This is a genomic window from Xanthomonas sp. NCPPB 3582, assembly GCF_041475735.2.
Taxonomy (GTDB): Bacteria; Pseudomonadota; Gammaproteobacteria; order Xanthomonadales; family Xanthomonadaceae; genus Xanthomonas; species Xanthomonas codiaei.
Genome location: NZ_CM192968.1, coordinates 3,486,949 through 3,499,416 on the forward strand (window position 1 = coordinate 3,486,949; position 12,468 = coordinate 3,499,416).

General features: G+C 66.9%; 12 protein-coding genes and 1 other RNA gene. 5 read left to right on the top strand and 8 right to left on the bottom strand.

The window, feature by feature from the left end:
* Nucleotides 1-99: 99 nt before the first annotated feature.
* The 6 genes from ACCQ05_RS14665 to ACCQ05_RS14690 form a co-directional block, all read right to left on the bottom strand.
* On the bottom strand, nt 100-1,473 hold the full coding sequence (locus ACCQ05_RS14665) for a virulence factor (RefSeq protein ID WP_372391122.1): 1,374 nt from the start codon (nt 1,471-1,473) through the stop codon (nt 100-102).
* Nucleotides 1,474-1,542: 69 nt separating this feature from the next.
* On the bottom strand, nt 1,543-1,725 hold the full coding sequence (locus ACCQ05_RS14670) for an oxidoreductase-like domain-containing protein (RefSeq protein WP_228962356.1): 183 nt from the start codon (nt 1,723-1,725) through the stop codon (nt 1,543-1,545).
* A gap of 63 nt (nt 1,726-1,788) precedes the next feature.
* Nucleotides 1,789-2,394 carry an HD domain-containing protein gene (locus tag ACCQ05_RS14675; protein ID WP_372391128.1) on the bottom strand — a complete coding sequence of 202 codons (606 nt, stop codon included), beginning with the start codon at nt 2,392-2,394 and terminating at the stop codon, nt 1,789-1,791.
* A gap of 48 nt (nt 2,395-2,442) precedes the next feature.
* A complete protein-coding gene (gene thpR / locus ACCQ05_RS14680) occupies nt 2,443-3,045 on the bottom strand; it encodes an RNA 2',3'-cyclic phosphodiesterase (protein ID WP_228962354.1) in 603 nt (200 codons plus the stop codon).
* 263 nt (nt 3,046-3,308) lie between these two features.
* Entirely contained in the window at nt 3,309-3,764 is a 456-nt protein-coding gene (locus ACCQ05_RS14685; RefSeq protein WP_372391130.1) for a PA2169 family four-helix-bundle protein, read from the bottom strand.
* 734 nt (nt 3,765-4,498) lie between these two features.
* On the bottom strand, nt 4,499-5,707 hold the full coding sequence (locus ACCQ05_RS14690) for an MFS transporter (RefSeq protein WP_372391132.1): 1,209 nt from the start codon (nt 5,705-5,707) through the stop codon (nt 4,499-4,501).
* 245 nt (nt 5,708-5,952) lie between these two features.
* Here ACCQ05_RS14690 and ACCQ05_RS14695 point away from each other — a divergent pair, with 245 nt between their 5' ends.
* Both ACCQ05_RS14695 and ACCQ05_RS14700 read left to right on the top strand, forming a co-directional pair.
* A complete protein-coding gene (locus tag ACCQ05_RS14695; protein ID WP_372391134.1) occupies nt 5,953-7,044 on the top strand; it encodes an alkene reductase in 1,092 nt (363 codons plus the stop codon).
* A 268-nt stretch (nt 7,045-7,312) separates the two neighbouring features.
* Nucleotides 7,313-8,104: a hypothetical protein gene (locus ACCQ05_RS14700; protein WP_372391137.1), complete on the top strand. Its 792-nt coding sequence runs from the start codon at nt 7,313-7,315 to the stop codon at nt 8,102-8,104.
* 4 nt (nt 8,105-8,108) lie between these two features.
* Here ACCQ05_RS14700 and ACCQ05_RS14705 read toward each other — a convergent pair.
* Nucleotides 8,109-8,184, bottom strand: a non-coding RNA gene (locus tag ACCQ05_RS14705) — sX9 sRNA.
* Between the two features lie 285 nt (nt 8,185-8,469).
* Entirely contained in the window at nt 8,470-8,805 is a 336-nt protein-coding gene (locus ACCQ05_RS14710) for a zinc ribbon domain-containing protein YjdM (RefSeq protein WP_228962351.1), read from the bottom strand.
* A gap of 111 nt (nt 8,806-8,916) precedes the next feature.
* On the opposite strand from ACCQ05_RS14710, the gene ACCQ05_RS14715 reads away from it, so the two are divergent.
* The 3 genes from ACCQ05_RS14715 (at nt 8,917) to ACCQ05_RS14725 (ending at nt 12,353) form a co-directional block, all read left to right on the top strand.
* Nucleotides 8,917-9,987: a cation diffusion facilitator family transporter gene (locus ACCQ05_RS14715; protein WP_228962350.1), complete on the top strand. Its 1,071-nt coding sequence runs from the start codon at nt 8,917-8,919 to the stop codon at nt 9,985-9,987.
* A gap of 377 nt (nt 9,988-10,364) precedes the next feature.
* Entirely contained in the window at nt 10,365-10,838 is a 474-nt protein-coding gene (locus tag ACCQ05_RS14720; protein WP_372391139.1) for an FKBP-type peptidyl-prolyl cis-trans isomerase, read from the top strand.
* Between the two features lie 138 nt (nt 10,839-10,976).
* Nucleotides 10,977-12,353, top strand: a complete 1,377-nt coding sequence (locus ACCQ05_RS14725; RefSeq protein ID WP_372391142.1) for an Hsp70 family protein — start codon at nt 10,977-10,979, stop codon at nt 12,351-12,353.
* Nucleotides 12,354-12,468 lie beyond the last annotated feature (115 nt).

Genomic DNA, 12,468 nt, shown 5'->3' on the forward strand with positions numbered 1-12,468 from the left:
CCTGCCAGGCTGGACGCAGGCCGAACCGAACGGCGACGACCGGGTTGTTGACCTGCATCGGCCCGGCGTCGGGCCGAACCAGCTCACACACTCCCTGCTCTACGGCTTCGACAGTGCGTGCAACTGCTCCATGATCACCTTGGCCAGGGTCGCGTAATCGCCCTTGAAATGGTGATCGCCCGGCAGCGCAACGCGCTTGACAGCGGTTGCGGGCAAGCTGGGGCACAGTGCGTCGTCGTCGTCCTGTCCATAGATGCAGACCGTGGTACCGGCCGGCAGGCGCTGCACCTCCGGCGCGATCGGCAGGCCCTCGTCATCCGAACCCAGCCAGTTGCTGACATGGAATTCGTAGTCGGCCAGCTTGCCCACCGACAGCAGCGCGGTCATGCGGATGTTCTGCTTGGTCGGTGCGGGCAGCGTGTTGATCGCCGCCGGCAACACATCGGCGCCCTGCGAAAAACCGATCAACACCACGCGCTTGCGCTGCCAGCGTTGCGCATAGACGCGTGCAATGCGATCCAGGTCGGTGGCAAAGCCCTGCGGGGTGCGCTCGGTCCAGAAGTAGCGCAGCGAATCCAGCCCCACCACCGGGATGCCCTGCGCGGCGAGCGCATCGGCCACCTCTTCGTCCAGGCCGGCCCAGCCGCCGTCACCGGAGACGAAGATCACGAAGGTATCGTCGTCGCTGTCGCCGTCAGGCTTGGCCGGCAGTTCCACCACCGGTAGGTCGCTCAACCCACCCGGCGGCGGCGGCAAGGCCACGCCCTTCTGGTCGCCCAGCGAACGGGCGGCCGCGCGCAGGCCGGGCAGGATGTCGCCCCGCGCAGAGCGCCTGAAGGTGCGCGCTTGCGGAATCTGCTTGAGAAAGGCCTCTTCGGCGGGTGCGGGGCACCGCGTGTCCTGGCTGCCGGCAAGCACCCACGGAATCTGCAGCGGCACCGGAACCAGGCGATTGCCGCCCGGCTGCACGCCCGGCTGGCAGATCGCCTGATCGGACACCGCTGCCGGGCACACCCCGTCGGTGAGCACACCGGCAAGCACATGCGGCTTGGCCTGTGCGCCGATCGCGTACGCCAGCGCGGCGCCCTCGCCATCGCCCACCAGCAGCGGCAGGCGGTAGGTGGGGATGTGGTAGAAGGCCTGCAGGTAGCGGGAAAAATTCTCCACATCGCCGACCGAGAACGCGCAGGTGCCGCCGGCCTTGCGCAGCACCGCATACAGATGGGCGGTGTCCACCACGGCGACCATGGCGCCATCCTCGCGCAGGGCCTGTGCCTGCGCCTGGCGCTTGCCGGCATTGCCGGTGCCGGCCAGCCAGATCACCACGCGCTGCGGCTCGCCCTTGGGCATCAGCACCGGCACTTGTTCGAACCGCCCGTGGCTGACCGGATCCGGGGCCTGCGCGGCAACCATGCCCGACAGCATCAGCACCGCCGCGCCGCAGAGCGCGCTCACTCGTTCAAGTCGTCGCATGTCGCACCATCGGGGAAAGTGGTCCAAAGATAATCGTTCCGGCACGTGCCGCGAAGCGCCGTGCTCCGTTCACCGCGCCTGCGCCTGTTGGCGCGCTTCCCAGGCGGCCAGGGCCTGGCGGTAGCGGCTCAGCTCCTCGGCATACAGGTCGTGCACGCACAACGGGCAGCCGCTCTCGCAGCACTCGTTGGGCGCTGGCGCCTGCGGCGGTTGCGGGCGTGGATCGGCGGCGGAAACGGCGTGGTCGTGCATGCGGTCATTGTAGCGTGCGCTGCGCGGCCTTCCCCGACGCGGCGCAGCGCCCGCAAGGACCCCTCAACGGCCCAGCCGACGACGCAGGTTGGCGCGCGCCGCGGCATCGGCGTTGGCATGGAAATACGCGCTGAGAAAGATGCGCGGACGCTTGAGCAGGCCGGCCAGGAAACGCCGTCGATTCAGCCGGAACAGCACCGCAGGCACATGCCCCCGATATTCGTCGGCGATTGCGCGGTCGTAGGCATCGAAGATCTCGGCCGGCGCCGCCAGAATCGCCATGTCGCAATCCAGAAACAGCGCCGCCTCTTCGTCGACATCGTTCGGTTGCAGCTGGCCATGCCGTGCAGTGAGCAGGATCAGTGCCTGCACGCGCGCAAGGTCTACCTCGGCCTGTGGCCACCAGCGCGGGATGCACTCCAGTGCCCAGGCCGCCGATTGCGCTTCGTTGTCGCTGCGCCCGGGGTGGTACACCGCATCGTGGAACAGCACGGCCAGCCAGACCTCGACCGGCCGCTGCCAGCCGGGCCCGGCAGCGACCTCGGCATAGTGCTGCAGCAGTGCGCGCACGTGGCCGAAGTGATGATAGGCGCGCGCAGGCGTGGCGTAGGCCTGCTCCAGTGCGGCCAGGTGGTCTGCATGCAACGGCAGCGGTGTGGTGATGTCCATGCACGCAGGCTAGCGCGTACGCGCCGGTCTGCCCATGGGCGCGACGGTTCAGTGCAGCGACCAGCGCCCTTCGATCTGGTAGCGCGACTGTCCCAGGAAACTGCGCACCAATGCGAATTCGCGCACTGTCCAGGCCAGTGCCTGGCAACGTCGCTGCGGCAGTGCCTGATTGCAATACAGCAGGGTCATGTGCGGCGTGTACTGCCCATCGCCAGCAATACCCACATGTGCCAGCTGCCGCCCCAGTGCTCCCTGCAGCTCGTACAGCCCGCGCACCCGCTCTTCGCCGCGCAACACGCAAGGCAATTGCGAACGTCGCCCACCGAAGGTGCCAACGCGGTCGAACTCCACATCGAAGGCCGGCAGCGCGATGCGTTCGGCGGCCTGGCTGGCCCGGCTGACCAGCGACGGCGGCAATCCGCCCGCGTAATCGCCCAGGTGATGCAAGGTCACGTGCAGCCGCTCGCGCCCCAGCAGCTTTCCATCCACCTGCCCTGCCTGCAGCAACCCATTGGCGATGTCGGTTGCACGGTCTGCGGTGTGCGCATCTGCCATCACCGCAAAGAACAGCCGCTCGGTGGTCTTCTCCTCGCCCAGGCCCAGCGACAACTGCGCCTCGGCCGATGACAGGTAGAGAAACTGCTGTTTCATGAGGGTGTCCACGACCGCCTGCGCGGGCCTGGCTGAAGAAGGGCGGCGGATACTAGCAGACACGGTGCCTGCCGAATACGCCGCATCCGTATGCGTCAGTGTGGAACACGCCGCACTCGTGGAACAGCACATGGTGAAGAACGCAATGCGGCTACGTCACACACGGCACAAAAAGAAACGGGCAGCTTGCGCCACCCGTCTCCCGCCTGTATCGATTTATCCCGGAGCTGCATCGAGGTGATGCACTACGGGTTTGCAGCCACTCAGGCCGCGTTCTTCATCGCGTGCTTGCGGTTGCGCATCACGTCATGGCAGGCACGCACTTCCGGCAACAGGCGCAGTGCGGCGTCGCGTGCGGCAGCCGGCGCATCCTTATCGGCGATGGTTTCATCGAATGCCTTCAGCAGACGATCTTCGGACTCTTCCAGTTCGGCCACGTAGCCGTACTTGGTGTCGCCCAGCGTTGCACGGACCTTGCCGTAGAACTGCTGCATGCTGCCGACCATGGTACCTTGCTTCTCCGGCGTACCACCCACCGATGCCACCACGCTGCTCAGATTGCTGACGATGTCGCTCTTGACGCCGGCAATGCGGCGGAACAGCGTCGCAAGCTCGGCATCGCCCACCTTGGCAGCGGCTTCTTCGTAGAAGTCCTTGCCGTCGCGGGAAATGGCGATGAGGTCGTTGAGGCTGTGCTCGGTCTTGCTCTGGATGCTCATGTGTCGCTCCTGGTTGCATGGGCCGCGCGGCGCGGTGATGCGTTGCGCTGGCTTTCGGGATGGCGCAATCGATGCGTTGATTGCGGTGCCTTTGCGTTGTGTACGGCTCCATGCTGGCGATGCCCGCATAATCGGCATGTGAGCGAGACGACCTGCGTCCTCACACCGTCGTGCGGCCGATGAATCGCGATTCATCGATGCCAATACCGCATCAAGGCGCCTTCGGTTGTCGGCTGGCCCACATGTTGTCGATCAGATTCGGGTATGGGCGCCCAGCCTCCTCTGCTCGCCGCCGGGCCGCGGCCTTCTGCGCTTCGGTCAACGGCGTGGACACCTTGCGTCCGGGGCTGGGACGCTTCCATGGCGGTGGAGTGAAGTCGGTCATGACGGTTCGGTCCGCTTGCTGGCAAGCACGCAGTCTCGATGGCGTGTCGTGAGGTGACCGTGGATGAGACATGGCCGCGCACGACAGCAGCATCGGTGTTGGCAGGATCCGGACAACCGGCACCGGCACGACCTGCACCAGTGCAGCCGGCACGGCGCTGTGCGCGCGTCTGAACTCAGCGGGCGCATGGCCGCCCTGGCCGGTGACTGGCACCGCTGCAGTAACAACGCAGGCAACAGCAAATCACCGCGCCCGGCAGACATCGCCTGCACGCACGCGCAATGTCCGAGCACAGCGATATCAGAGACGTGGTGTTACCCGACAGGAGGTGAACCGACAACGGTTCACCTCAATAGCTGGCCAGCGCGCTGCGCTGACGCTGCTCCTGCCACACCGCTGCCGCATAGATCAGCAGGCCACCCAGCGCGGTGGCAGCGCCCACATAACCGGTGGACGTCCAGCCCCAGCCCGCGGTGATTGCCATGCCGCCCAGCCACGGCCCCAGCGCATTGGCGGTATTGAACGCCGCATGGTTGGACGCCGCCGCCAGGGTCTGCGCTTCGGCGGCCACATCCATCAGGCGGGTCTGCAATGCAGGCGCCAGGGCGCCCATGGTGCCCACCGCGACGATGGAGACGAATACCCACAGCCCCGAATGCGCGGCCAACGGAAACGTCAGCATCACCACGATCGACCACCCCAGCAGCACCGGCACCGCGCGGAACTGCAGGCGATCGAACAGCCAGCCGCCCAGGATGCTGCCAAGCACGCCGCCCACGCCGAAGGCCGCCATCGCCAGGGGGATGCGCGCCGGCTCCACGCCGGTCACTGCCGTCAGCGTTGGCGCCAGATAACTGAAGACGCAGAACATGCCGGAAAACCCCACCGCGCCGATCGCCAGCGCCAACCACACCTGCGGCCGGTTGAACGCACGCAGTTCGCGCAGCGGCTGCTGGCGGGGCTCGTCCGGCGCGGGCGGCAACAAGGCAGCCACCGCCGCGACCGTGCCCAATGCGATCACCGACACCGACGCGTACGCCCAGCGCCAGCTGACGATCTGCCCCAGCCAGGTCGCCAGCGGATTGCCCACCAGCAACGCCACGCTCAAGCCCAGCAGCACGCGCCCCACCGCCGTTGCGCGCTGATTGGGCGGGCTGATCGATGCGGCCACCAACGAGGCCACGCCGAAGTATGCGCCATGCGGCAGGCCAGCGATGAAGCGGCACAACAACATCGTGTGATAGCTCGGCGCCAACGCGCTGGCGAGGTTGCCGAGCGCGTAGAACACCATCAGCAGCAGCAACAGGGTGCGCCGTGGCCAACGCGCGCCCAGGATCGCCAGCAATGGCGCACCGACCACCACGCCGAGCGCGTAGGCACTGATGACATGGCCGACCTGCGGCTCGCTGATCTGCAGGCCCTGCGCAATCTGCGTCATCAGGCCCATCGTGGAAAATTCGCTGATGCCGATCGCAAAGCCGCCCATCGCCAGCGCCAGCAGGATCAGCACGTAATCGCGCCGGGGCACGCGCGGGGCGGAAGGATCGATATCGGACATGCCCGACTCCAGATTGACGGGGCGGCTTATTATTGTGCAATGCAGCAACGCAGGAAAGGCCGGTGTTCCGGGCGATTCAGCCCACGCCCCTTGTCCGTCAAGGTTTCGCTCGCCTCAGTGCGCCAGGAGACGCTGTGTCCCATCGGCGTCGCTCGAATCCGCTTGGGTCCGCCACCATCGCTGTGGAGCACCGCGATCGGCGCGGCGCCGCGCCTTGCGTGTGATCCAACAACGACTGGTTGCTGATGTCCACATCCACTCATTCCCCACTGTTTTCCCCGGTGCGCCTGGGCGCGCTGGATCTTGCCAACCGCGTGATCATGGCGCCGCTGACGCGTAACCGCGCCGGCGCCGGGCAGGTGCCGTCGCCGCTGGCCGCCGAATACTACGGCCAGCGCGCCACCGCCGGCCTGATCGTCGCCGAGGGCACCCAGATCAGCCCGCTCGGCCAGGGCTACCTGGACACGCCAGGCATCCACAGCACCGAACAGGTCGCCGGCTGGCGCGCGGTCACCGATGAAGTGCATCGCCGTGGCGGCAAGATCGTGTTGCAGCTCTGGCATGTCGGCCGCGTCTCGCACACCAGCGTGCTGCCGCCGGGCGAAGTGCCGGTCGCGCCCAGCGCGATTCGTGCAGAGGGCAAGACCTACACCAAGAACGGCTTCGAGGATGTTTCCGAGCCGCGCGCACTGGCGCTGGACGAAATTCCCGCGCTGATCGAGGACTACCGCATCGCCGCGCGCAATGCGATCGAGGCCGGCTTCGATGGCGTGGAAGTGCATGCAGCCAATGGCTACCTGCTCGACCAGTTCCTGCGCGATGGTTCCAACAAGCGCACCGATGCCTACGGCGGCGATATCGAAAACCGCACCCGCCTGCTCGCCGAAGTGGTGCAGGCCATCGCCGACGAGATCGGTGCCGAGCGCACCGGCGTGCGCCTGTCGCCGGTCACCCCGGTGTACGGCGCACACGACTCCGACCCGCAGCCGTTGTTCGAACGTGCCGTGGAACGGCTGAACCTGATCGGCGGCTTGGCATTCGTGCACGTGATCGAGGGGGCAACCGGCGGCGCACGCGACAACATCGCCTTCGACTACGCTGCATTGCGCGCAAAGTTCGATGGCGCCTGGATTGCCAACAACGGCTACGACCGTGCGATGTCCGAGCGTGCCCTCAGCAGCGGCTATGCCGATGCCATCGCCTATGGCCGTCCGTTCATTGCAAACCCGGATCTGGTGCGTCGCCTGCGCGAACACGCCCCGCTGGCCGAGGTGGATCAATCCACCCTCTATGGCGGCGGCGCCAAGGGCTATACCGACTACCCGTCGCTACCGTAGGCAAGCATCACGCCGGCATGCCCGGTCGTCGTTGCCCTGCGGCGGCGCTCGGGCTGCGCCTGCGACCGCCCACGCGCACTGCCGGAATTCCTGCAAGCCGCACGCTGCATGTCGGGCGTCGCCTCCAGGACACGGCGGCGACGCCTTGGGGGCAGCGGCGATGAGGCAGCGGCGATGGCGCGACGATCTGCCGCCGCTGCGCTGGCGTTTGCAAGCGCAACGCAGCCGGCACATGATGCAGCTATCTCATTGGCCAAGGATGTGCATGATGCCTACGCCCACCGCGACTTTGCTTGGCATCGCGTTGTCCTGCTGTTGCGCGCTCGCTGCATCCGCAGAGCCAGCGCGCCCCGCCGCGCCCGATGCCAGTTGCCTGGATGCGCGCCAGGTCTCGGAGTTCCATCAGGCCGATGCGCGCACGCTGGCGGTGGCTGAACGCGATGGTCGCCTGTTCCGCCTGCAGCTGGCGCAGGACTGCCCGCAGCTCGGCGCACAGGCCGATGCGAACCTGCTCGCACCACACGGTTGGGTCTGCAACGGGGCGCCGGCGTACGCCAGCGCCGGACAGCAGCGCTGCGCCGTTGCCCAGGTTGCCGCGATCGATGCACGCGACTTCGCCGACCTGGCGCGTCGTCGCAATCATGGCGAGGTGCCGACCCTGGAAGGCGTGAGCGTGCGCGAGGCACGGCGGCGCAACTTCGCCGGCTCATCCAGCTACTGCTTTCATCCCAGCCTGCTGCGTGCCTGGTCGGAGGATGCGCAGGGGCTGGTGGTGGAAGTCTCCCCGCGCCATCCCGGCACGCATCGCCACTACCGGGTGGAGCTGATGGACAGTTGCAACGAACTGAGCGGCGCCCCGCCGATCCGCTTCGTGTCCGGCATGGGCTTGAACGCGATCTGCGGCAATCCCGGCGACAAGGTCGACGTGCTGGACGAGATCGGCATTGCGGGCGCAAGCGCCGGTGCCGGCCACGAGGGAGACCTGGGCACGACGCGTGGCGGCCGGCTCTCTCGCATGCGCCAGAGCTGCCTGGTGGCAGCGGTGTACCCGCGCGACTGAGCGCGGCTACCACACCGCGGCGAGCGATCGTCAGGTGGATGCGGATGGCGCGAGGGAGCCGGAGTGTACGCGTGCTACATCCCGTACCGGGCACCGGCCGCGCCCGCCTGGCGGTGAGCACGGTAGTTTCGTAGCTGCTCCAAGTATCGGCATACGTTCTTGGCTGGGCGGGCCTGGCGCGTTGCGCATGGCATCTGATCTTGCGGCACGTCCAGGGTGTAATTCGCCGCGCCAGTGCGGCGCACCGCGGCGCGGATCACTGCGCGCCGCGATCAACTGGGGGCACGGAAGCCGCAGCGCGCATGCCAGTCCCGACCAAGCACCTCACATGCGCGACTGGACGCCGTCATGCCACCAGCAAGCGGTCAAGCCTTGCGCAGGAAGCAGGTCTTCAGCACCAGTCCCTTGATCTTTTCCGAGTTGCCCTCGATATGCTCGGCATCGTCTTCGACCAGGCGGATATTGCGGATCACCGTGCCCTGCTTGAGCGGAATCGACGAGCCCTTGACCTTGAGATCCTTGATCACCGTCACCGTGTCGCCGGCCTGCAGCGCATTGCCGTTGCTGTCGCGTACCACGGTGGCGTTTGCGGCAGGCTCCCCCGCACTCCACTCGAAACCGCAGTCCGCGCAGACCGACAGCGCGCCGTCGGCATAGGTGTTGTCCTGGCCGCATTGCGGGCAGGCGGAAACGGTAGACATGCGAGTCCTTGATCGAAGCGGGCGTGGATTGTAGCCGCCAGCGCTGCGATCACGTAGCGGGCACGGCTGCAGCGCGATAGTGCGGCGCTTGCCGAAGACTGCAGGCCGCCTGTGTCCAATCGCCCAGACCCTTCCACACCTGCTGCCGCATCGCCGCTCAGCGATGCGCCCGCTGCCGGGCAGAACGGCGACGCCGCCAAGGCTGCAGATAAGAACGCCGGGCCGGACCACACCAAGGGCTCGCACCTGGTGGTCTACGTCGCACTGGCCGGCAACCTGGCCATTGCGGTGGCCAAGTTCATCGCGGCCGGCATCTCCGGCAGCTCGGCCATGCTCAGCGAGGGCGTGCATTCGCTGGTGGACACCGTCAACGAAGTGCTGCTGCTCCATGGCCTGCGTCGCGCGGCGCGCGCGCCTACACCCACCCATCCGTTCGGCTACGGGCGCGAGCTGTACTTCTGGAGCTTCATCGTGGCGCTGCTGGTGTTTGCGATGGGCGCCGGCATATCGCTGTACGAAGGCATCGTGCATCTACGCCATCCCGAGCCAGCCAAGAATCACCTGATCGCCTACGGCGTGCTCGGCGTGTCCATCGTGTTCGAAGGTATTTCCTGGGTGGTGGCATTGCGCGAGTTCCGCGCCAAGAAGGGCCGCATGGGTTACTTCGAGGCGTTTCGCAAGAGCAAGGACCCCAGCACCTTCACCGTGCTGCTGGAAGACAGCGCCGCCTTGATCGGCTTGTTCATGGCCCTGCTCGGCCTTGCCGGCGCACACCTATTGGACATGCCGCAGCTCGACGGCATTGCCTCGATCGGCATCGCCGGCGTGCTCGCCTTCACCGCCTTCCTGCTGGCACGCGAAACCAAGGGCTTGCTGATCGGCGAACCTGCGCATGCGCATATCAGCGCGTCGCTGTTGCGCATTGCTGCCAGCGACCCGGACGTACGCGCCGCCAATGGCGTGCTGACCATGCAGATGGGTCCCAACCAGGTGGTGGCCGCGCTGAGTGCCGAATTCGAGGACACCCGCAGCACGCCGGAAATCGAAGCCTGTGTCGCACGTATCGAAGCGGCGGCCAAGCGCCAGCATCCGGAGATCACCGCCTTGTTCGTCAAGCCGCAGACGCCGGAAACCTGGCGCGCGCGACGCACCCAGATCGAACGTGGCGCGCAGGCAGACTGAGCGCCATCCACACGCATGCAATGTAAAACTGGCAGGCGCGCTTGCGCGTTTCTGCAGAATCTGCAGGATCCACCCTGCCTGCTGTGGGGGTGGCATCGAGTCGCACCAGCGCGCCGGATCGCAGCCGGCACGCGACGCCATGCACGATGACCACTCACACCGGTACACCTGTCTGTCTTGCGCGCACCGCGCATGTGCAGCGCCGTTCGGCAGTGCCGCCGACAGGCGCGTTTCCACCAACCTGATCCTCGGCCCAATAGCCGCTCCGGCAGCGGTTGCATGATGCAGCCCGATTGCCTACGGTGTGCCTGCGGCATCTCTTCGCATCGTGAATCCGCCGATGCACTCCCCTTGATCCCCCTCATGGAGGTTTCCATATGGAAATCAGCCAGGGTCGCGTTGCGACCATCCATTACACCCTTTCCGACGACAGCGGCCAGGTACTGGACCGTTCCACGCCGGACACGCCGCTGAGCTACCTGCATGGTGCCGGCAATATCGTGCCTGGCCTGGAGCAGGCGCTGGACGGCAGGCAGGTCGGCGATACCCTCACTGCCGATGTCGCCCCGGAACAAGGCTATGGCCCACGCCACGAGCAGCTGATCCAGCACGTGCCGCGCGATGCCTTCCCGACCGATGTGGACGTGGTGCCGGGCGTGCAGTTCGAGGCACGCACCCAACAGGGGCCGGTGCTGGTCACCGTGACCGAGGTTGGTCCCAAGCAGGTCACCGTGGACGGCAACCACCCGCTCGCCGGGCAGACCCTGCATTTCGCAGTGGAAGTGGTGCAAGTGCGCGAAGCCACCACCGAGGAGTTGAACCAGGGCCACGTCGACGACGTCGCCGCCTGAGGCCAGCTTCCGCCTGCCTTGAGGCACATGGCAGTGTCGCCCCGTGTATCGTCCAGGCATGTTGTCCAGGCACACCGGCCTGGACGGCGGCTGCAGCCGCCGTAGTAAAGTGCGCGGCCCGTTCCCAGGCAGCTGCACATGAAACTCGGCATCGACTTCGGTACCAGCAACTCCGCCGCCGCGGCAATCGTCGATGGCAAGGTGGAGCCGGTGCGCTTCGGCGAGGCCTTGCAGTTCCGCACCACGGTGTACTTTCCCGAGACCATGCGCGACCCGGAGGATTTCAGCCTGACGCCGGCGCTGGAATACGAGATGGAGCGCCTGATCGATTCCGCGCGTCGCGACGCCACCGCCGCCGGGCGCTCCTCCAATCCCGACAGCCTTCGCCGCGACGCGTTGCGTATCGTGCGTCGCCAATGGATGGAGCAGCAGGTGCGCGAGCCGCGGAGTTCGGCGGCACTGCTGCAGAACGCGGTCTACGGCGACGAGGCGCTGGACGCCTACTTTCTCGAAGGCGAAGGCAATCTGGTGCAGAGCCCCAAATCGATGCTGGGCTATAACCTGCACCCGCGTGCGCGCCAGACCATTACCGGCATCGCCACGCACGTGCTGGAACATATCCGCCTCACCGCCTCGCGTCAGTTCGACATCAATATCCGCGAGGCCGTGCTCGGTCGTCCGGTGCAGTTCCGCAGTTCGATCGGCGATGCCGGCAACGCGCAGGCGCTGGAGATCCTGCAGACCGCCGCCATTGCCGCCGGTTTCGACAGCGTGGAGTTTCTCGAAGAACCCGCTGCGGCGGCCATGCATTACCACGTCAGCCACAACAGCCGCCACGACACCGTGGTGGTGGATATCGGCGGCGGCACCACCGATATCGCGCATGCCAGCGTCGGCGGCAGCGCCGCACCGCAGGTGCATCGCGCCTGGGGCATCGCGCGCGGCGGCACCGATATCGATCTGGCGCTCAGCCTTGCCAGCTACATGCCGCTGTTCGGCCGCGGCAGCACCCGCGTACCAGCGCACCATTACGTGGAAGCGGCGATGGTGCAGGACATGACGCGCCAGCGCGAGTTCCGCCTGCACAACTATCAGGACGCCCCGGCCCCGTTCGATACGCGCCTGAAGGCGCTGCAGGACACCGGCAATACCGCGCGCCTGTATCGCAACGTGGAAGCCTGCAAGATTGCGCTCAGCGAAGCCGACCAGCACCACACGGCACTGGATTTCATCGAACGCGGGCTGCAGGTGGACGTGCAGGCCGATGCGCTGGTTGCGTCCGCCTCCAGCTACCTGCGCGAGCTGGAAGCGCTGCTGGCGCAGGTCCGCGCCGACATGGCCGCGCCCCCGACCACCCTGTTCCTGACCGGCGGCATGTCGCGCGCCGGCTATCTGCGCGACGCGGTGGCGGCCGCTTTCCCGGAATCGCGCATGGTGCAGGGCGATCCGTCGTTCGGGGTCGTGCAAGGCCTGGCCTGGGCTGCGGCAGGCGGCGCCCGTCCATCGGAGCGTTAACAAAAGTCGCCAATCAGCTCGTATAATGCGCGGTTGCTGCGTGACGCCCCGCCGTCATGCCTGCAAGGCACGCCCGCCGTGCCGCCGCGATTGCGCACCGAACGCAATCGCACTT

Coding starts and splice junctions, on each gene's coding strand:
- ACCQ05_RS14665 (WP_372391122.1), bottom strand. CDS start 1,473: ATGCGACGACTTGAACGAGTGAGCGCGCTCTGCGGCGCGGCGGTGCTG.
- ACCQ05_RS14670 (WP_228962356.1), bottom strand. CDS start 1,725: ATGCACGACCACGCCGTTTCCGCCGCCGATCCACGCCCGCAACCGCCG.
- ACCQ05_RS14675 (WP_372391128.1), bottom strand. CDS start 2,394: ATGGACATCACCACACCGCTGCCGTTGCATGCAGACCACCTGGCCGCA.
- thpR (WP_228962354.1), bottom strand. CDS start 3,045: ATGAAACAGCAGTTTCTCTACCTGTCATCGGCCGAGGCGCAGTTGTCG.
- ACCQ05_RS14685 (WP_372391130.1), bottom strand. CDS start 3,764: ATGAGCATCCAGAGCAAGACCGAGCACAGCCTCAACGACCTCATCGCC.
- ACCQ05_RS14690 (WP_372391132.1), bottom strand. CDS start 5,707: ATGTCCGATATCGATCCTTCCGCCCCGCGCGTGCCCCGGCGCGATTAC.
- ACCQ05_RS14695 (WP_372391134.1), top strand. CDS start 5,953: ATGTCCACATCCACTCATTCCCCACTGTTTTCCCCGGTGCGCCTGGGC.
- ACCQ05_RS14700 (WP_372391137.1), top strand. CDS start 7,313: ATGCCTACGCCCACCGCGACTTTGCTTGGCATCGCGTTGTCCTGCTGT.
- ACCQ05_RS14710 (WP_228962351.1), bottom strand. CDS start 8,805: ATGTCTACCGTTTCCGCCTGCCCGCAATGCGGCCAGGACAACACCTAT.
- ACCQ05_RS14720 (WP_372391139.1), top strand. CDS start 10,365: ATGGAAATCAGCCAGGGTCGCGTTGCGACCATCCATTACACCCTTTCC.
- ACCQ05_RS14725 (WP_372391142.1), top strand. CDS start 10,977: ATGAAACTCGGCATCGACTTCGGTACCAGCAACTCCGCCGCCGCGGCA.